Raw genomic sequence first — 19,063 nt, forward strand, 5'->3', positions numbered from 1 at the left:
ATCAGTTGCCAATGATCAGGTTTGGCAGTGTCAGGGAAATGGCAGGGACAAAGGTGATCAGCATCAGTGCGGCAAAGATGGCCAGATAGAATGGCCAGATCGTACGCACGGCCTTTTCCATCGGCAGCTTGCCCACCGCACAGCCCACAAAAAGGCATGTGCCGACAGGCGGCGTACAGAGGCCCAGGCCCAGGTTCACCAACAGGATCATGCCGAATTGTAGCGGATCGATGCCCAGCATGTTCATGACCGGCAAGAAGATCGGCGTGCAGATCAGGATCAGCGCCGCCATGTCCATTATCATGCCCAACAACAGCAGCACGGCATTGATCATCAACAGAATCAGGATCGGGTTTTCAGTGATGCCCAGCAGGAACTCGACCGTCTTGGTCGGCACCCGGTTGAAGGTCAGCATATAGGCAAAGGCACCGGCACAGGCGATTAGGATCATGACCATTGACGTGGTCCGCACCGAGGAAATGACAGCCGTCTTGAAGGCCTCCCACGTGAGACTGCGATAGACGACAAGCGTTACGATAAAGGCGTACATGGCCCCGAACGCACCGGATTCCGTGACAGTAAAGACGCCCGACAGGACCCCGCCCACAATGATCACGGCCGTCAAAAGGCCCGGGATCGAACCGACAAAGGCGATGGCAAGGGCGGTCCAGCCGGGAAACTGCTCTGCCTGATAGCCGCGTTTGACCGCGACCACATAGGCGGCAATCGCCAGACAACAGCACATCAGAACACCAGGGACGACGCCCGCGAGAAACAGCTTTGAGATTGACACCGCCCCGCCCGTGGCCAGTGCAAAGATGATCATGTTGTGGCTGGGCGGGATGATGATGCCTGCGATGGACGAGGTGACGGTGACGTTCACGGCATAGTCCGCGTCATAGCCCTTGTCCTTCATCACCGGGATCAGGATCGACCCCAGCGCCGAGATATCGGCGATGGCCGACCCGGAAATGCCGCCAAAGAGCATGGACGAAAACACGTTCACAATGCCCAGACCGCCCCGCACCGCGCCAACGGCGGCTTGAGCGAATTTGACCAGGCGCATGGCGATACCGCCATGAAACATCAACTCGCCCGCAAAGATGAAAAACGGGATCGCCATCAGGGAAAACACGTTTATCCCCGACACGATGCGTTGAAAGCCTACGAATAGGGGCAGCCCTTCGAACCAGAAAGCGGCCAACGCCGAAATGCCAAGCGCATAGGCCACGGGCGTGCCGATAATAACGCAAAGGGCAAAAACCCCCAAGAGAACCATAAGTCCCATGACTATCCCTGATCTATATTGTCTTGTCGCACATCCAGCCCAAGGCACAGGCGGATGAGGTGACGGGTGGAAAAGAGGAACAAAAGAGCGCCGCTGATTGTCAGGGGCAGCGAACGCAGCCCCTCTGACCACTGGATAAGCGGAATCAGGGTGTTCCATTTGAACTTGGTCAGCTCGATCCCGTACCAGAACATCATGCCCCCAAATCCGGCCATCAGAATGTCAGAGACGAAGACAAAAACCGAGCGTACCCGCGTCGGCACCATGTTGCGGAATATCACAACCGACAGATGCGTATGGTTATGCACCCCTGCCGCCGCGCCCAGAAAGGCGATGACCATCACCAGTAACAGCGACACCTGTTCGACCCATGTAGGCGTGTCGTTCAGGACGTAGCGGCCGAATACCAGCCAGGCAAAGATCGCCGTCATCACAACAAGTGCGATACCTGCCAGCAAGACACATATCCGGGCAAGAAGATCATAGGCTGCGTCCATCCATTTCAAGGCGGCAGGTGGTGTGTGTGGATCTCGCATAAGAACCCCTCTGAGGCAAAACGCCCGGCATCCAGAGGTGGAGCCGGGCGCTCTTTGTATTGACGCGTCAGCGCGGCTTATTCAGTGGCGCGCGCCATATCGACCAGGGATGCCATATCGGGGTTGGCCGCCAGGTAGTCAGCATAGACCGCATCCATTGCAGATTGGAACGGTGCTTTGTCGGCAATCTCGTTCACCTTGATCCCCGCCGCTTCCACGTCTGCGCGGGCCTGCTCTGATCCGACAGCCCACAGTTCGCGCTGGTACAGGGCCGCTTCTTGGGCTGCACCGCGAACGGCCGCCTGCATGTCAGCCGACAGCGCGTTGAACTTGGTTGTGTTTACACAGATGCACTCAGGAATGATCAGGTGCTCGGACAGCGAATAGTGCGAGGTCACCTCATAGTGACCAACGCTCTTGAACGAAGGGAAGTTGTTTTCCGCGCCGTCCACAACGCCGGTCTTCAGAGCCTGCTGCACTTCGGAGAAGGCCATGGGAGAAGGGTTGCCGCCCATTTCGGCGATCATCGCGGTGTAGAGGTCGTTGTTCATTACCCGGATCTTGAGGCCTTCAACATCCGCAGGTGTGTTGATCGGTTTCTGGGCATAGAACGACCGTGCCCCGGCATCAAACCACGCGAGCGGAAGAATGCCTGCCTCGCCCATCGCTCCGGCAACGACTGCGCCCGCATCGCCTTCCATGACCCGGAACATGTGCGGCACACTTTTGAAGATGAAGGGCAACGACACAAGGTTGGCCTCTTTGACCATCGGGCCGATGGGGCCGAGGTTGAAGTTGCCGATCTCGATCGCACCAATGCGGACCTGCTCGATCGCATCAGGTTGCGAGCCAAGGACACCGCCGTGGAACACGTCCACGGTCACTTCACCGCCCGTGGCCGTGTCGACCAGCTCGGCAAAGCGGTCCATCGCAGCAGTGTTCGGGTGGCCGTCATTGTGGATGTTCCAGGCGCGCCAGCCGTCGGCGGACGCGGATGTTGCAATCAAAGCGACAGCCGTTGCAGCCGCTAAAAGCGATTTCGTGAAAGTCATGGGTTCTCCTCCCCGTTTTATTTTGGACAGGATTTGGCTTTTGTTGATTAAGGGAGGCGGTGCGCACATTGCTTCCCACTTCCTCCCAGAGCCAGAATCACTGATGGCACCATAAGGAGACTAGTATCCAAGTTCTGTCAACAATTGCCTTCTAGGATGTCAGTTTGCTTGACAGCCACAAAGACACGTCTATGCATCTAATGCAGGTGGGCGATCAAAGCCGTGCAAAAACACCATAACGATTTTTACCCTGATTTCATAAACTTACGCTGATATAGGTTACGGGAATCGGAACAACACAAGAGGGCTAGCGCAAGACATCGTGGACGACTTTACCAGACGAACGACAACAGATGCCGTCTATGAAAAGCTGCATGACGAGATTGTTTCGCTCCAGATTCTGCCCGGCACCAAGCTGTCGGAAACAGAAGTCGCGCGTCGATTTGGCGTGTCGCGCCAACCTGTCCGCAACGCCTTTACCAAGCTTGGGAACGAAGACCTGCTGGTGATCCGCCCGCAAAAAGCGACCGAAGTGCGTGGCTTTTCAATGGAACGGGTGGAGCTTGCCCGGCTCGTTCGCCTGGCCGTCGAGCTAGAGATCGTGCACCGCGCAGTCGAGGTTTGGGACGCACTGCGCGAGGCAAAACTGGCCGAAAACATCGCCTTACAAGAGCAGGCCATTGCAGACGGCGATCTGACTACCTTTCATGCGCTGGATTATGATTTTCACAAACTGATCTACGAGCTCAGCGGCAATCCACTTGCCTTTGATGTGATGTTGGAATGCAAACAGAAAGTCGACCGTCTGTGCCTGCTCAGTCTTGGCAAGGCGAGCGAGGCCGGCGCAATCCTCGCCGATCACCGCAACATCGCAACTGGGTTGGCGTCCGGCAGTCTGGAGCAGGCGCAAGGTTCCATGCGAAAACACCTGTCTCGCCTCGACGAGACGATCGCCTTTATTCACAAAACGCATCCCGACTACTTTGAATAGGGCTGCGCGCCTGTCAGGCCGTACCCCGTTCAGGCCGGTCATTGGTGATGTTGAAAATCATACCGTCCAGCAACTCTTCGAGGTCAGGACGCGCCGCCGGGCCATTCGAAATATCGACCAACATCAGCGTTCCGTTCGGGCGAATGGCAAAGGCCCCCGGCTCTGCAAACAGGCTGTCTGTTTCAGCCTCTGACAACGGCTCAGAGACATAAAGCCCAAGGGCACGCATCTGTGCTTCGCTCATGCCGTAACACAGGTCAAAATCCAATCCGAACTCGGCCTTATCTGCCATTGCCTTGGCCTCGGTGTCGGCGGACACAACCGCAACATCCATGATCTCTTGCCAGTCTGCCAGAACCGCATTCAGTTTGTTGAGGAACCGTTTGCAGCGGGGGCAGTGGCGGCCCCGGTAGACGAACAGCATGGTCCAACGATCCTTGGTCTGACCAATAGTGATCGGGTCATCGCCCCCTGCCACGGCAAAGGTCATTTCCGCGATCTTTGCGCCCACATTTGGTCTGGCTGTCATAACCGGTTCATCCTCTGCAACGTTGAACGCACCCTATGCCCAGCCCATAGATCACGCAACTAGCGCAACCGTTCGAGCAAGCCGCGCAAAATCTGCCGGTCTGCGTCGCTGACCTCCGCCACCCGGCTCCGCCAGAGTGTCGCCTGGCTGGCCAGGATCAACCCATCGGACAAAACCTTGAGGTGATTGGCCCGCAAGGTCTCTCCGCTCGACGTGATGTCGGCAATGGCCTCGGCCGTCTCGTTCGCGACCGTCCCTTCGGTCGCGCCTTGGCTGTCGACCAGTGCATAATCCGCCACACCTGCATCGCGCAGGAAATCCCGCACCAGCCGGTGGTATTTCGTGGCAATCCGTAACCGAAACCCATGGCGGGCGCGAAACACCGCCGCCACTGCATCCAGATCTTCGGTCAGGTCCACATCCACCCACCCTTGCGGGACTGCCAGGATCAGGTCGGCATGGCCAAACCCCATTTCGGCCACCGGCTCGACCTGCTGTTCCCAACGAGGTAGTTTTTCATGCACAAGATCGGTGCCCGTCACCCCCAGATGGATGCGACCCGCCGCCAATTCACGTGGCATTTCGCCTGCCGACAACAGCACCAAGGATACACAATCGACACCCGACACTTCGCCTGCATATTCGCGGTCAGATCCGGTACGCGACAAATGCACCCCGCGTTTTGCAAACCATTCAAACGTCTTTTCCATCAGCCGTCCCTTGGACGGCACGCCAAGTTTGACGGTCATGATGCAGCCTCCAACTGGGCCACAAGGCCGGGGCGCAGAACACCACCCACAGCCGGGATTTCCTGGCCGTTGCCAAGTCGACGGGTCAGCGCGTCATAACGCCCGCCACTGGCAATCGCAGGCAGGTCAGGCCGCGCCTCGGCATAAAGGCCAAAGACAAAGCCATCGTAATATTCCATCGAGGTGCGGCCAAAGCTGGTCTCGAAGCCCAGTTGATCCACATCCACACCGCGTTTAGCCAAGGCGTCAATGCGTTGATCAACCCGGCGGACGGCTGGGACAATGGCAGGTAGATCAGCACTCAGGTTGCGCAACTGCTGCACGGCAAAAGGCAAGGTTTCACGCACCGCCAACAAAGCATCCAAGCTGTCCATCTCGGCGGCGCTGATTGGCGGTTCCTGAGCGTCGGCGCGCAGGGCTGCAATCCGGTCGTCGATCTCAGTCTGCGTGCGCATACCAGTCAATGGCGCCTCATTGGGCACGTCGCCCGCAAGCAGTGCCGCGCGGCTTGATGGCAAAGGCGCGCGGCCCGCAAAACGGTCAAGCAGGGCCCGAAACCGGCGCGGTCGCCAGATGTGACGGCGCAACGCCTCCTTACGTCGATCCGTGGTCCGAAGCCCGTCGACGGCGGCCAGCAAAATGCCGATATCGCCCGTAGCCGCGCGCAAATCCAGATGGGTCACCGCCTGGGAAATCAGGGCAAACACCTCCGCGTCCGCGGCCGCAGGGTCGGCACGGTCAAAGACCTCATAACCCGTTTGCAGATACTCATTGGCGCGGTCCGGGTCGTCTTCCTGGCGGCGAAACACCTCGCCCGCATAGGTGTAGCGCGCCGGTTCCGCCCCGTGCGCCATATGCATCTGTACCACCGGCACCGTGAAATCAGGTCGCAGCATTTGCTCGCCCCGCAACGCATCGCTGGTCACGTAGGCCCGCGCGCGGATGTCCTCGCCATATAGGTCCAAGAGCAGTTCGGCCGACTGCAGAATAGGTGGTTCCACGATTACGCCACCCTGCGCCACAAAGCCGTCGCGCAGGGCCAGTGCCCGGGTCCGCGCATCGGTCATTGGTCGAGGATCTCGCGCACTTTGGCCAGCATCTGATCGCGGGGCACTTCGAACTGGCTGGGCCGGTCTTTCCATTCGTCATGGGTCGCGGTTTCGGCGATCTTGGCCCCGAGGATCAGGTCCTTGATCTGCACCACCCCGCGTTCCTTTTCGTCGCCACCTTCGATGATGGCAATCGGGCTGCCGCGCTTGTCCGCGTATTTCAACTGGTTGCCAAAGTTCTTGGGGTTGCCGAGATAGACTTCGGCCCGGATGCCCGCCTGCCGCAACTCGGCCACCATAGCCTGATAGTCGGCCATACGGTCACGGTCCATCACGGTGACAACGACGGGGCCTGCCGCCTCTGCGCCCGACCGACCGGTTGCGCGCAGTGCGGCAAGCAAGCGGTCTACGCCAATGGAAATGCCTGTTGCCGGCACTTCCTGCCCGGTAAAGCGCTTGACCAGATCGTCATACCGCCCGCCGCCTGCGACCGAACCAAAGTTGCGCGGACGGCCCTTTTCATCTTTGACTTCAAAAGTCAGCTCGGCCTCATAGACGGGACCTGTGTAGTAGCCAAGGCCGCGCACAACAGACGGGTCGATAATGATGCGATCAGGGCCATAGCCCGCAGCATCCAGCAGCGCCGCAATCTCTTCCAACTCGTCCACGCCCTTGCTGCCAACGTCAGAGCCTGACACCAGTTCGCGCAACCGCGCGACAGTAGCAGCACCGGTATCCCGCTTGGCCTCCATAAAGCCCATCACGATGTCAGCTTGCGCGTCGCCAAGACCGGCACCATCGGTGAAATCACCGCTTTCGTCCTTGCGGCCTGCACCCAGCAACGCATGCACGCCGTCAGGACCCAGGCGATCCAGCTTGTCGATGGCCCGCAGAACGATGCCGCGCTCGGCCTCTTTGTCGTCGCCCGCGAGGCCCGCAACCTCCATCACGCCGTTCAAAACCTTGCGGTTGTTAATGCGGATCACATAGTCGCCACGGGCAATGCCCACGGCTTCCAACGTGTCGGACAGCATCGCACAAATCTCGGCATCTGCAGCCATGGACGCTGATCCAACCGTGTCTGCATCACATTGATAAAACTGGCGAAACCGGCCCGGACCCGGCTTTTCATTGCGCCAAACCGGGCCCATCGTATAGCGGCGATAAGGGCTGGGCAGATCATTGCGGTGCTGGGCATAGACGCGGGCCAAAGGGGCCGTCATGTCATAGCGCAGCGCCAGCCAATCGCCATCCTCCTCCTGCCAGGCAAAGACACCCTCGTTCGGGCGATCCACATCGGGCAGAAACTTGCCCAGCGCCTCGACGGTCTCGACCGCACTCGATTCCAGCGCATCAAAACCATAGCGATGATAGACCCCGGCAATCGCGCGCAGCATCTCTGCACGCTCGGTCACATCCTTGCCGAAATAGTCGGCAAATCCCTTGGGCGTCTGCGCCTTGGGGCGGGGGGTCTTCTTGGGCTTGGCCATCGTGCCACTCCGTTTGATACACGGGCGCGGGATAGCCTAGGCAGTGACGCGGGGCAAGGCGCACGTCGGGCTTGTCAGGGGCTGCGCAATGGCCCACATGACGGGCAGGAGGCTGATATGCAAAAGCTCGAAGAACAGATCGCCCATCTGACCCGCACCGTCGATGACCTGTCAGAGATCGTGGCGCGCCAAGAAGGCGAGATTGCCATTCTGACCCGGCGTGTCCAATTGCTGATGGAGCGCGAAGGCGCGCGCGAGGCCCAAGGGGGTGGCGGCGTTGTGGTTGGGGACGAACGTCCACCGCACTACTGAGTGCTTTGACAGATGTGCGAGTTGACAGTCCGGGAGCCTCAAATCGCGCAGACTATGGTGTTTTCAAAGCGGCGGCTAAAACGACGCCTTCGTGCAACAGCATATCCGCCCAGCGCGCGTTTTCCTCGAAACGCTCGTAGGCGCTCACAAACACTGTCGTTTGTTCAAGCCGATCCACCCGTGTGCCGCAAGGCTTGGATTTGCCAACGCGGCATATCCGGGATTTGACCTTTTCGTAGGCTTTGTCCGTCGTCGAATAGGGATACTCCTTGGCCGGTAGCCCATAACGCAGTTGTTCGTGCATCTGTGGCGTGCCGAAAAGCGCGAGGGCAGCCGTGAACTGACGCGGGCAATGGTCGGTAAAACCCGTCACATAAAAAGTGCGCGGCATGTCCCCGTCCGGCACCGTGTCATAAAGCTTGTAGCTGGCTCCCTTACGTGCCGCTTGGGCGACCAGTTTACCAAGCTTCTCGCCACGTGCCTCACACACCCGTGCGATCTCGCCAAAGGGGATGACGGCTCCGAAAGACACATCGGCCGTATCGACGCCTCTGACCTCATCCTTGCGCGGCGCGACCAAATTCAACAGGCCCCGCGGCCTTGGGTCGGGGGTTGGCTCGGCCACAGCTTCAATAACGGAACTTTCCGGGGTTTCCAAAGCCAGGACCAAGACCGGAACACTCGCAGTCACGACCTCTTCCCCTGCGTCGATGGCCGCCTGTGAAGCAGCGGCGCGGCGCAGCCATCCCAATACACTTTTGGGCCGTTTTGGTTCTGCAACAGTTTCGGCCAGCGGCTCTGCGGTCGGGCTTTCGAGTGACATGGCCACCGCTGCCCCGACAGCATCCGCAGCTTCATCTGTTGGCACGGCATCATGCGCAGAGAGGGCGCTCGCATCGGGCGCCGGTTCAGACCGGCGAAAGAGGCCCGCGAAAATCGGCCGATCAGCGCTCACTTCTTCGGGTGGCGCCAAGACGCTTCGGGTGCTGTCGGCGGGTACAAAATCGGCGTCGGTCACTTGCTCGACCCCGGCAAGCGGATCGCCGCAGCCTGCCAGCACCGCCATCAGCGGCACAATGATCCACCCCTTGCGCATCCCGCGCGCCCTCCGTTCCCTCGACATTCGCTTTGGTAAACAAAGTCCTAACGGCTCGGATACGCCGCGTCCAGTTGGACGCCCCGAAGTGAGTTACAGATCGTGCACGTCAACGACGCCCGAGAGCGATTTGATCGCGCCTTTGATTTGCGGCGTTACCGGAAAATCGCCGCCCAGATCCATCTCGACCTCGCCCGGCAGACTGTCATCCATCAGGCATATGGTAATGGGCCCCCGCCCCGCGGCCTTGGCCGCTTGGCGTGCGCCGTCCAGGACCGACGCCACCGAGGCGAGCGCGGTTGGCTCATCCACGAAAATGCGCAGACCCATCCCTTCAACATCCGCCACGACCGTATCAATCGCCGCCACAGAGCGGCCCAACAGCTTGAGCTGATCACTTTCCATCGTGGCCTCGACTGTGACGATCACCTTGTTGCCAGCCACCAGAATATCCTGGGCCTTTTCAAGACTGTCCGAGAATAGAGTGACCTCGAACGCGCCGGTTGTGTCGGACATCTGGCAAAAGGCAAATCGGTTACCGCGTGCCGACTTGCGGATTTGCAGACCCGCCACCACACCCGCCAGTTTGGCAACCGACGGTTGGGTTTCGGCCTTGGCCGTCACCTCGTCCAGCGTGACGATCCCCTTGCGTTTCAGCGGCCCCATATAGTCGTCCAGCGGATGGCCAGAAAGATAAAATCCCACGGCCTTGAACTCTTCACCCAGCCGTTCGGCAGGCAGCCAATCATCCACCGGCATCATGCGCGGTTCGGGCAGATCATCGCCCGCTTCGCCAAACAGAGACACTTGGTTGCTGGATTTCTGGTCATGCACCGCTGCCGAATAAGCGCCCAGCGCATCCAGCCCGTCAAAGACGCGCCGCCGGTTGGGATCAAGCTGATCAAAAGCGCCTGCGCGCGCCAGCATCTCCAGTGGCCGCTTGCCAACCCGTTTCAAGTCAACCCGGCGCGCAAAATCAAACAAGTTTACAAACGGCTTGTCGGGGCTGTTGGCATCCTCAGGATCAGACCTGCGGCCAGCAACCACCAGTCGCATCGCCTCAACGCCCACATTCTTCAGCGCGCCCAGCGCATAGACCAGCGCGCCATCGGCAACCTTGAACGTCGCATCACTGCGGTTCACGCAAGGCGGCACATAGGGCAGTTCCAGCGCTTTGCGGACCTCTTCGAAATACACGGCGAGTTTGTCGGTCAGGTGGATATCGCAGTTCATGACGCCCGCCATGAACTCCACCGGGTGGTTCGCCTTGAGCCACGCCGTTTGATAGCTGACGACGGCGTAGGCCGCCGCGTGGGATTTGTTGAAACCGTAGTTGGCGAACTTGTCCAGCAGGTTCCAGACCTCGATCGCCTTGGGTTCATCCACGCCGTTCTCAGCCGCCCCCTTGAGGAATTTGGGCCGCTCTGCGTCCATCGCCTCTTGAATCTTTTTCCCCATGGCGCGGCGCAACAGGTCCGCACCGCCAAGCGAATAGCCCGCCATTTCCTGGGCAATCTGCATCACCTGTTCCTGGTAAACGATGATGCCCTGGGTTTCGTCCAGAATGTGGTCAATCGTCGGGTGTAGCTGCTCACGCTCGGACAGCCCGTTTTTCACCTCGCAGAATTTCGGAATATTCTCCATCGGGCCGGGGCGATAAAGGGCCACAAGAGCGATGATGTCCTCGATGCAATCCGGTTTCATCCGCTTGAGGGCATCAATCATGCCCGAGCTTTCCACCTGGAACACCGCAACCGTTTTGCCCGCCGCATAAAGCTTATAGGACGGTTCGTCATCCAGCGGGATGCCGCCAATGTCGTTCTCCATCCCGTCGGCAGGGGTATAGAGTTCGGTGCCATCCGCCGCGATATGCAGGGGGCGACCTGTGCCTAGGATCTGTTCGACCGCGTTCTGGATCACCGTCAGGGTTTTCAGGCCCAAAAAGTCAAACTTGACCAGCCCCGCCTGTTCCACCCATTTCATGTTGAACTGGGTGGCAGGCATGTCGGACCGCGGGTCTTGATAAAGCGGCACAAGCGCGTCCAGGGGCCGGTCGCCGATCACGACACCGGCGGCGTGGGTCGATGCGTTACGCAACAAACCTTCGACCTGTTGGCCGTATTCCAACAGGCGGGCGACGACTTCCTCGTTGCGGGCTTCTTCACGCAGACGCGGCTCGTCCGTCAGGGCCTTTTCGATGCTGACGGGTTTCACGCCCTCGACGGGGATCAGCTTGGACAGCCGGTCCACCTGCCCGTAAGGCATCTGCAAAACACGGCCAATGTCGCGCACAGCGGCCTTTGACAAAAGCGCCCCAAAGGTGATGATCTGCCCCACCTTGTCGCGGCCGTATTTCTCCTGGACATAGCGGATGACTTCTTCCCGCCGGTCCATGCAGAAATCGATGTCAAAGTCGGGCATGCTGACCCGTTCGGGGTTAAGGAAGCGTTCGAACAGCAGCGCGTATCGCAACGGATCAAGGTCAGTGACCGTCAGGGCATAGGCCACGAGACTGCCCGCACCAGACCCACGGCCCGGCCCCACCGGAATATTCTGTTCCTTGGCCCATTTGATGAAATCGGCCACGATCAGGAAGTAGCCCGGAAAGCCCATGCCCTCGATGATATCCAGTTCGAAATCCAGGCGCTTCTGGTACTCTTCCACGCTCGCCGCATGAGGGATAACCTTGAGCCGCTCGACCAGCCCAGCATTGGCCTGCTTGCGCAACTCTTCCACCTCGTCATCCGCAAACTTGGGCAGGATCGGGTCACGGCGATAGGCCATGAATGCGCAACGGTGTGCAATTTCTACTGTATTCTCAATTGCTTCCGGCAAGTCCGCGAACAGAGCAACCATTTCGGATTGCGACTTGAAATAGTGTTGGGCGGTCAGGCGACGGCGCGGTTCCTGCTGATCGACATATGCGCCATCAGCGATGCAGATCAGCGCGTCATGGCTCTCATACATGTCGGCCTTGGGGAAATAGACATCATTGGTGGCCACCAAAGGCAGGTCCATCACATAGGCCATCTCGACAAAGCCGCGTTCGGTCAGACGCTCGGCCTCGGGCTGGCCACCTTCGCCCGGGTGGCGCTGCAACTCGACATAAAGGCGGTCGTCAAAAGCGGCGGCCAAGCGATCCATCAGCACCTGCGCCGCAGGACGCTGTGCCGTCTGCAACAACTTGCCCACTGGCCCTTCCGGCCCGCCCGTCAAACAGATCACACCGGCCGAATGGCCCGCCAATTCCTCGACCGTGACATGGGGAAGCTCTGACCCCTCGCGCAGGTAGAGGCATGAGTTCAGCTTCATCAGGTTTTCATAGCCCGCCTCACTTTGGGCCAGCAGCACAACGGGGGCCGGGTCCTTTGGCCGCTCACCCGGACGGGGTACAAGGTACTGCACATCGACCTGACAGCCGATGATTGGCTGCACGCCTGCGCCAGCCATACCCACCGAAAATTCAAGTGCCGCAAACATGTTGTTGGTGTCGGTCAGGGCGATGGCGGGCATGCCTGCCTTGCGCACGAGGTCGGGCAGCTTTTTGAGGCGCATGGCCCCTTCCAGCAGCGAATATTCGGAATGGGTGCGCAGGTGAATGAATCGGGGCGTATCTGACATGGCTCCAGCCTAAGCCCAGCCCGCCCCCATATCCAGTGGTGCCGCAAAGTTATGCACACCAAATCAGGCACGCCGCGTCGCGCGCGATGGCTATTGCCAAGACCCCGCACCCGCGCATAGCCTATTGGGCAACATGCCCGCGCCCACCTCTACGCCGCATCGAGGTCGCGCAGATGAACAGGGCTTTGGTACCGCGGCAGGTCACTCTCATGCGCACCACATTTCTTCTCAACGGAAGGAACGTCACCGCCGATACATCACCCACCACCACACTTCTGGATTGGCTCCGCGAGGAACAGGCGCTGACCGGCACGAAAGAGGGCTGCAACGAAGGCGATTGCGGGGCCTGTTCCGTCATGGTCACGGATGCGGATGGCGCACGCGCGCTCAACGCCTGCATCCTCTTCATGCCCCAAGTCGAGGGCAAGGCCGTGCGCACCGTCGAAGGTATCGCGGCCCCCGATGGCACATTGCACCCGGTACAAGAGGCGATGGTAGATCATCACGGCAGCCAATGCGGGTTCTGCACGCCCGGGTTCATCACCACCATGGCCACCGCGCACCTGAACGGGGCCACGGATCACGACACGCAGCTTGCGGGCAACCTGTGCCGCTGCACCGGCTATGCGCCAATCATCCGCGCCGCCAAGGCCGCCGAACACGCACCCATCCCCGAACATATGCACGACCAAGCGCTTCTTTCGGCCAAAAATATCCCGGGAACGGCGCAGACGGGGACAGAGCCCCCAACCACCCCCGACGCCCTCGCGAAATGGATGGATCAGAACCCGGGTGGCACGCTTGTCGCCGGGGCGACGGATGTGGGGCTCTGGGTGACCAAGGGTTTTCGCGAACTGGGGCCAACGGCGTTTCTCAACCGCATCCCAGAGCTGTCCGGCGTCACGATCAGCGACACCGAAATCCGCATCGGGGCCGGGACAACCCTGACAGAACTGCAAGACGCCATTGCGCCGCTCCACCCCAGCTTTGGGGAATTGATCCGGCGCTATGGCTCTGTGCAGGTACGCAATGCCGCCACGATCGGCGGCAACATCGCCAATGGCTCGCCCATTGGCGACGGTTCCCCCGCACTGATCGCCCTCGGTGCCACTCTGCATTTGCGCAGCATCGATGGCCCCCGGTCACTGCCGCTCCAAGATTTCTTTGTCAACTATGGCAAACAGGATCGCGCACCCAATGAGTTTGTTGAGGCGATCACAATTCCCCGGCAAGCGGACTACTTGCGCTGCTACAAACTGTCGAAACGCTTTGACCAAGACATCTCGGCCGTGTGCGGATGCCTCTGGATCGAGGTGCAGGATGGCATCGTGCACACCGCACGGCTCGCCTATGGCGGCATGGCCGGCACCCCGACACGCGCCGCCGCAGCCGAGGCCGCGCTTACGGACCAACCGTGGCAAGAGGACACTGTGCGCGCGGCAATGGACGCCCTGTCCCGCGACTTTACCCCGCTCAGCGATATGCGCGCATCGGCGGCCTACCGCATGGAGACCGCGCAAAACATGATCTGGCGATACTGGACAGAGGACCAGGGCCTCGCGACGGACATACTGGACGTGACCCCATGAGCGTCGCTAAGCCCCTGCCACATGACGCTGCTCGTCTGCATGTGAAAGGCCAGGCCCGCTATGTGGACGACATGCCGATGCCGAAGGGCGCGCTGCACCTCGCGTTCGGCCTAAGCCCGAAAGCCAGCGGGCACATCACCGCGATGGACCTGCAGGCAGTGCACAATGCCCCGGATGTGGTGGCTGTCCTGACTGCAAGCGACCTGCCCTTTGCCAATGACGTGTCACCCTCTGCGCATGATGAGCCGCTGCTGGCCACAGGCGAGGTTCATTACATGGGCCAGCCGGTGTTCATGGTCATCGCGCGCAGCCACCTCGCCGCGCGCTTTGCCGCCCGCCAAGGCAAGATCGAGATCGCCGAGACCACCCCGATTTTCAGCATCGAGGATGCTTTGGCCGCGGACAGCCGTTTTGAAGACGGCCCGCGGATTTACCAACGCGGTGATACCCAAACCGGGCTTGGAGGGGCAAAGCACCGCCTTTCAGGGCGGTTTCATATTGGCGGCCAGGAACATTTCTACCTCGAAGGCCAGGCTGCACTCGCCCTGCCCGGCGAGGCGGGGGACATGCATGTCATCTCCTCCACTCAGCACCCGACGGAAATCCAGCACAAGGTGGCCGACGCAATAGGGTTGCCAATGCACGCCGTCCGGGTCGAGACGCGGCGCATGGGGGGTGGTTTTGGCGGCAAGGAAAGCCAGGGCAACGCGCTCGCAGTGGCCTGTGCGGTGGCTGCGCGGCAGACCGGTAAACCCTGCAAGATGCGCTATGACCGCGATGACGACATGATCATCACCGGCAAACGCCACGATTTCCGCATCGACTATGATGTGGGCTTTGACGGCGCGGGTCGCATCACGGCGCTGGATGTTCATCACTACACCCGCTGCGGCTGGGCCATGGACCTGTCCTTGCCTGTTGCGGATCGGGCCATGCTGCATGCCGACAACGCCTATTGGTTGCCCCATGTCCGCATCGAAAGCCACCGTCTACGCACCAACACGCAGTCGGCCACCGCCTTTCGCGGCTTTGGCGGCCCGCAAGGCATGATCGGGATGGAGCGAATCGTGGATCATGTCGCCGCCCATCTGGGTCTTGATCCGCTGATCGTGCGCCAAAGGAATTTTTATGCGGCCGTCGGGGATATTTCCAGCCAGGAGAAGGTGCAGACGACGCCCTATGGCCAGCCGGTTGAGGACTTCGTTCTGGATCGGATGGTGGATCAGTTGGTTTTGTCCTCGGACTATCAAACCCGGCGACGTGCGGTTGCCGATTGGAACGCTACCAATCCCGTCTTGAAAAAAGGTATTGCCCTGAGCCCCGTGAAGTTCGGCATTTCCTTTACCCTGACCCACCTCAATCAGGCCGGCGCCTTGGTCCATGTTTATGCAGACGGGTCGATCCACCTGAACCACGGCGGGACAGAGATGGGCCAAGGCCTGTTTCAGAAGGTGGCCCAAGTGGCCGCCAGCCGCTTTGGCGTGCCATTGGAGATGGTCAAGATCACGGCAACCGACACCGCCAAAGTGCCGAACACATCGGCCACCGCCGCGTCTTCCGGGACAGATTTGAACGGCATGGCCGTCAAGGCAGCTTGCGACACCATTCGCGCCCGCATGGCCGACCATCTGGCCAAACTGCACCAATGCCGCCCGGATCAGGTTGTGTTCGACGATGGCCAGGTCACTGCGGGCACTAGAACCTACAGCTTTGCCGAGGTGGCGGCCATGGCCCATCAGGCTCGGATCAGCCTGTCCTCCACCGGGTTCTACAAAACACCCGATATCGAGTGGGACCGGATCAAAGGCCATGGTCGCCCATTTTTCTATTTCGCCTATGGGGCAGCGGTCACCGAAGTCGTTATCGACACCCTGACAGGCGAGAACCGGATCTTGCGTGCTGATATCCTACACGATGCAGGGGCTTCGCTGAACCCCGCGCTGGATCTGGGCCAGGTCGAGGGCGGGTATGTTCAGGGCGCGGGCTGGCTTACCACCGAAGAGCTGGTTTGGGACGATCATGGACATTTGCGGACCCATGCGCCCTCCACCTACAAAATACCGGCCTGCTCCGATCGCCCTGATGTGTTCAACGTAGCCCTCTGGGAGGGCGAGAACCGGGCCGACACGATATACAAATCAAAGGCCGTCGGGGAGCCGCCGTTGATGCTCGGCATTTCCGCCTTTTTGGCGCTGTCGGATGCGGTGGCGGCTTGCGGGCCACACTATCCCGATCTGCACGCCCCTGCGACGGCCGAAGCCGTGCTTGCGGCCATCCACCGGGCGCGGGGCTGATGCTCGACCTTGAGGCACTGTCCTGGGCGTTGGAGGCGCATCCGGTGGTCGTGCGCGTCGTTCTGGTTGACGTGCGCGGATCGACGCCGCGCGGCGCAGGCACCGCGATGCTGATCTGGGACGACGGGGCGTCGGGCACCATCGGCGGGGGCCGGTTGGAGTGGGAAGTGACCACAGCAGCGCGAGACATGTTGGCCATAGGCGCGACAGAACCCGCGCTGCGCACATTCGCATTGGGGCCTGCGTTGAACCAGTGCTGTGGCGGTGCCGTGACTGTTGTACTCGAACGCTGGGATGCGGCCCGTTTTCGGGAAATGAGCCCTGATTATTCTGGCATACACGTCCGTCCGGTTACTGCGAACGCGGGCGATATGCCCCCGATCTTGCGGCGCAAATGTGAGGCATGGGCGGGGCGTGACGCGCCGTTGCCGACGACGCTGCAAGGGGGCTGGCTGGCCGAGGCCATCTGGCGCAATCGCCGTCCCGTCTACATCTATGGGGCCGGGCATGTGGGGCATGCGCTGGCGCGCGTGTTGCACCCAATGCCCGACCTTGAGGTCATTGTCAGCGACGCGCGCGTGACGGAACTTGCCAAGCTGCCAGACCAGATCAGCGTCACCGCGTCCCCACCCGCCCAAGCGGTGATGCAGGCCCCGGATGGGGCGGCGCATCTCATCATGACCCACGACCACGATCTGGACCTGGCGCTTTGCCACGGCTTGTTAGGGCGGTCCTTTGCCTATGCCGGGTTGATCGGGTCGGCCACGAAATGGGCGCGCTTTCGATCTCGGCTGGCAGCTTTGGGTCACGCGGATGCCGACATATCGCGCATCACTTGCCCCATCGGCGACCCGGCCCTTGGAAAACATCCGCAGGCTATTGCTGTAGGGGTCGCTGCGCAGTTACTAAAGATCAAGGCCCCAAAGCGGGCCATGGGGGACGAATTCGCATGACAGCACCTCTGCTGGACCTCTCCGGTGTGACCAAGGCCTATCCTGGCGTGGTAGCCAACGATTCCGTTCACCTGACGATTGCACCGGGCGAAATTCATGCCCTTCTGGGCGAAAACGGGGCGGGCAAATCAACTCTGGTCAAGATGATCTATGGGCTCGTCAAACCAGATGCAGGCACGATGCAGATGCATGGGGCCGCCTATGCACCAACCGACCCAAGGGCCGCGCGGGCGGCCGGTGTGGGCATGGTGTTTCAGCACTTCTCGCTCTTCGACGCGCTCAGCGTGGCAGAAAACATCGCCCTCGGGATGGAGGCTCCGCCGCCCATGCGCACGCTGGCCGCGCGTATCCGCGAGGTGTCTGAAACTTACGGTTTGCCTTTGGCCCCCGACCGGATTGTCGGGGACTTGTCGGCGGGCGAACGGCAACGGGTCGAGATCATTCGCTGTCTGCTTCAGGACCCCAAACTGTTGATCATGGATGAACCGACCTCGGTTCTGACACCGCAAGAGGTGGATATCCTGTTTCAGACTCTGCGCAAGCTGAGCGGCGAGGGCACCGCGATCCTGTATATCTCGCACAAGCTTGAGGAAATTCGCGCGCTTTGCGACGAGGCGACGATTCTGCGGAGTGGCAAGGTCGTGGGCGACTGCGTACCACGCGAAACATCAGCCCGAGACATGGCCGAAATGATGGTCGGCGCGATCCTTGCCGTGCCAAAACGGGGCGCGCCTGCCCTTGGTGCGGTCAAACTGGCAGTGTCGGGGTTGTCCGTACCGTCTCCTTCGGCCTTCGGCATGGCGCTCAAGGAAATCTCCTTTGAAGTGCAGGCGGGCGAAGTTCTGGGCATTGGCGGCGTGGCTGGCAATGGGCAGGACGAATTGCTGGCTGTTTTGTCGGGCGAGTTGCGCTCTGACCCCGGAATGGTCGCCTTTGACGGTCTTGAATTACACAAGGCAGGTCCAGAAACGCGGCGCGCCATGGGCCTTTTGGCCGCCCCCGAAGAACGCCTGGGCCATGCAGCCGCCCCAAATATGTCGCTGACTGAAAACGCGATGCTGACCGGTGTCGCCCGCGAGGGGCTGGCCACGCGCGGGATGCTGAACTGGGCCAAAACCCGCAGCTTTGCCGAGCGGATCATCAAGGATTTTGACGTGCGCACGCCGGGGCCAGAGAACGCGGCACGGTCGCTATCGGGGGGTAATTTGCAGAAATTCGTAATCGGGCGCGAGGTGTTGCAACGCCCTGAGGTTCTGGTCGTCAATCAGCCGACCTGGGGCGTGGATGCCTCCGCCGCTGCGGCGATCCGGCAATCCTTGATGGACCTGGCGGCAGGCGGGGCCGCGGTGATCGTGATCAGCCAGGATCTGGACGAGTTGATGGAAATATCAGACCGCTTCGCCGCCTTGAATGAAGGCCGCTTATCGCCGCCAGTATCCACCCAAGGCCTGGACGTCGAACAGATCGGCCTGATGCTGGGCGGCGCCCACGGGATGGAGGTCGCACATGTTTGA

At 60.6% G+C, this 19,063-nt stretch carries 15 protein-coding genes; 6 read left to right on the forward strand and 9 right to left on the reverse strand.

The features are described from left to right. Position 1 precedes the first annotated feature (1 nt). From Q1A44_RS07540 to Q1A44_RS07550, 3 genes are all read right to left on the reverse strand, one after another. Positions 2-1,288: a TRAP transporter large permease gene (locus tag Q1A44_RS07540; protein WP_299622221.1), complete on the reverse strand. Its 1,287-nt coding sequence runs from the start codon at positions 1,286-1,288 to the stop codon at positions 2-4. Positions 1,289-1,290: 2 nt separating this feature from the next. Continuing rightward, entirely contained in the window at positions 1,291-1,824 is a 534-nt protein-coding gene (locus Q1A44_RS07545) for a TRAP transporter small permease (RefSeq protein WP_299622224.1), read from the reverse strand. 77 nt (positions 1,825-1,901) lie between these two features. Then, positions 1,902-2,876, reverse strand: a complete 975-nt coding sequence (locus Q1A44_RS07550) for a TRAP transporter substrate-binding protein (RefSeq protein WP_299622226.1) — start codon at positions 2,874-2,876, stop codon at positions 1,902-1,904. A 322-nt stretch (positions 2,877-3,198) separates the two neighbouring features. On the opposite strand from Q1A44_RS07550, the gene Q1A44_RS07555 reads away from it, so the two are divergent. Continuing rightward, positions 3,199-3,867 carry a GntR family transcriptional regulator gene (locus tag Q1A44_RS07555; protein ID WP_299622229.1) on the forward strand — a complete coding sequence of 223 codons (669 nt, stop codon included), beginning with the start codon at positions 3,199-3,201 and terminating at the stop codon, positions 3,865-3,867. Between the two features lie 13 nt (positions 3,868-3,880). On the opposite strand, the gene Q1A44_RS07560 is transcribed toward Q1A44_RS07555, so the two are convergent. The 4 genes from Q1A44_RS07560 to hisS are packed head-to-tail and all read right to left on the reverse strand — an operon-like array spanning position 3,881 to position 7,684. Next, positions 3,881-4,396, reverse strand: coding sequence for a redoxin domain-containing protein (locus Q1A44_RS07560; protein WP_299622232.1), 516 nt, complete (start codon positions 4,394-4,396; stop codon positions 3,881-3,883). 59 nt (positions 4,397-4,455) lie between these two features. Next, entirely contained in the window at positions 4,456-5,145 is a 690-nt protein-coding gene (gene hisG, locus Q1A44_RS07565; RefSeq protein ID WP_299622235.1) for an ATP phosphoribosyltransferase, read from the reverse strand. Next, positions 5,142-6,212, reverse strand: coding sequence for an ATP phosphoribosyltransferase regulatory subunit (locus Q1A44_RS07570; RefSeq protein WP_299622238.1), 1,071 nt, complete (start codon positions 6,210-6,212; stop codon positions 5,142-5,144). The genes hisG and Q1A44_RS07570 overlap by 4 nt, the downstream gene beginning before the upstream one ends. Then, positions 6,209-7,684 carry a histidine--tRNA ligase gene (gene hisS, locus Q1A44_RS07575; RefSeq protein WP_299622241.1) on the reverse strand — a complete coding sequence of 492 codons (1,476 nt, stop codon included), beginning with the start codon at positions 7,682-7,684 and terminating at the stop codon, positions 6,209-6,211. Before hisS ends, Q1A44_RS07570 begins: the two co-directional genes overlap by 4 nt. A 117-nt stretch (positions 7,685-7,801) precedes the next feature. Between hisS and Q1A44_RS07580 the strand changes: the two genes are divergently transcribed. Further along, entirely contained in the window at positions 7,802-7,996 is a 195-nt protein-coding gene (locus tag Q1A44_RS07580; RefSeq protein WP_299622244.1) for a SlyX family protein, read from the forward strand. 52 nt (positions 7,997-8,048) lie between these two features. On the opposite strand, the gene Q1A44_RS07585 is transcribed toward Q1A44_RS07580, so the two are convergent. Continuing rightward, the gene (locus Q1A44_RS07585) at positions 8,049-9,092 is read right to left on the reverse strand and encodes a hypothetical protein (RefSeq protein WP_299622247.1); all 1,044 of its coding nucleotides are present in this window, start codon (positions 9,090-9,092) and stop codon (positions 8,049-8,051) included. Positions 9,093-9,185: 93 nt separating this feature from the next. Then, the gene (dnaE, locus tag Q1A44_RS07590; RefSeq protein WP_299622250.1) at positions 9,186-12,713 is read right to left on the reverse strand and encodes a DNA polymerase III subunit alpha; all 3,528 of its coding nucleotides are present in this window, start codon (positions 12,711-12,713) and stop codon (positions 9,186-9,188) included. 209 nt (positions 12,714-12,922) lie between these two features. On the opposite strand from dnaE, the gene xdhA reads away from it, so the two are divergent. The 4 genes from xdhA to Q1A44_RS07610 are packed head-to-tail and all read left to right on the forward strand — an operon-like array spanning position 12,923 to position 19,063. Beyond that, positions 12,923-14,302, forward strand: a complete 1,380-nt coding sequence (gene xdhA, locus Q1A44_RS07595; RefSeq protein WP_299622253.1) for a xanthine dehydrogenase small subunit — start codon at positions 12,923-12,925, stop codon at positions 14,300-14,302. Then, positions 14,299-16,596: a xanthine dehydrogenase molybdopterin binding subunit gene (xdhB, locus tag Q1A44_RS07600; protein ID WP_299622256.1), complete on the forward strand. Its 2,298-nt coding sequence runs from the start codon at positions 14,299-14,301 to the stop codon at positions 16,594-16,596. Before xdhA ends, xdhB begins: the two co-directional genes overlap by 4 nt. After that, on the forward strand, positions 16,596-17,549 hold the full coding sequence (xdhC, locus tag Q1A44_RS07605) for a xanthine dehydrogenase accessory protein XdhC (RefSeq protein ID WP_366942595.1): 954 nt from the start codon (positions 16,596-16,598) through the stop codon (positions 17,547-17,549). Before xdhB ends, xdhC begins: the two co-directional genes overlap by 1 nt. Beyond that, entirely contained in the window at positions 17,546-19,063 is a 1,518-nt protein-coding gene (locus Q1A44_RS07610) for an ABC transporter ATP-binding protein (protein WP_299622259.1), read from the forward strand. Before xdhC ends, Q1A44_RS07610 begins: the two co-directional genes overlap by 4 nt.

Origin of the sequence: uncultured Tateyamaria sp. (assembly GCF_947503705.1) — a bacterium.
In the GTDB taxonomy this organism is placed as follows: Bacteria; Pseudomonadota; Alphaproteobacteria; order Rhodobacterales; family Rhodobacteraceae; genus Tateyamaria.

Coding starts and splice junctions, on each gene's coding strand:
- Q1A44_RS07540 (WP_299622221.1), bottom strand. CDS start 1,288: ATGGGACTTATGGTTCTCTTGGGGGTTTTTGCCCTTTGCGTTATTATC.
- Q1A44_RS07545 (WP_299622224.1), bottom strand. CDS start 1,824: ATGCGAGATCCACACACACCACCTGCCGCCTTGAAATGGATGGACGCA.
- Q1A44_RS07550 (WP_299622226.1), bottom strand. CDS start 2,876: ATGACTTTCACGAAATCGCTTTTAGCGGCTGCAACGGCTGTCGCTTTG.
- Q1A44_RS07560 (WP_299622232.1), bottom strand. CDS start 4,396: ATGACAGCCAGACCAAATGTGGGCGCAAAGATCGCGGAAATGACCTTT.
- hisG (WP_299622235.1), bottom strand. CDS start 5,145: ATGACCGTCAAACTTGGCGTGCCGTCCAAGGGACGGCTGATGGAAAAG.
- Q1A44_RS07570 (WP_299622238.1), bottom strand. CDS start 6,212: ATGACCGATGCGCGGACCCGGGCACTGGCCCTGCGCGACGGCTTTGTG.
- hisS (WP_299622241.1), bottom strand. CDS start 7,684: ATGGCCAAGCCCAAGAAGACCCCCCGCCCCAAGGCGCAGACGCCCAAG.
- Q1A44_RS07580 (WP_299622244.1), top strand. CDS start 7,802: ATGCAAAAGCTCGAAGAACAGATCGCCCATCTGACCCGCACCGTCGAT.
- Q1A44_RS07585 (WP_299622247.1), bottom strand. CDS start 9,092: ATGCGCAAGGGGTGGATCATTGTGCCGCTGATGGCGGTGCTGGCAGGC.
- dnaE (WP_299622250.1), bottom strand. CDS start 12,713: ATGTCAGATACGCCCCGATTCATTCACCTGCGCACCCATTCCGAATAT.
- xdhA (WP_299622253.1), top strand. CDS start 12,923: ATGCGCACCACATTTCTTCTCAACGGAAGGAACGTCACCGCCGATACA.
- xdhB (WP_299622256.1), top strand. CDS start 14,299: ATGAGCGTCGCTAAGCCCCTGCCACATGACGCTGCTCGTCTGCATGTG.
- xdhC (WP_366942595.1), top strand. CDS start 16,596: ATGCTCGACCTTGAGGCACTGTCCTGGGCGTTGGAGGCGCATCCGGTG.
- Q1A44_RS07610 (WP_299622259.1), top strand. CDS start 17,546: ATGACAGCACCTCTGCTGGACCTCTCCGGTGTGACCAAGGCCTATCCT.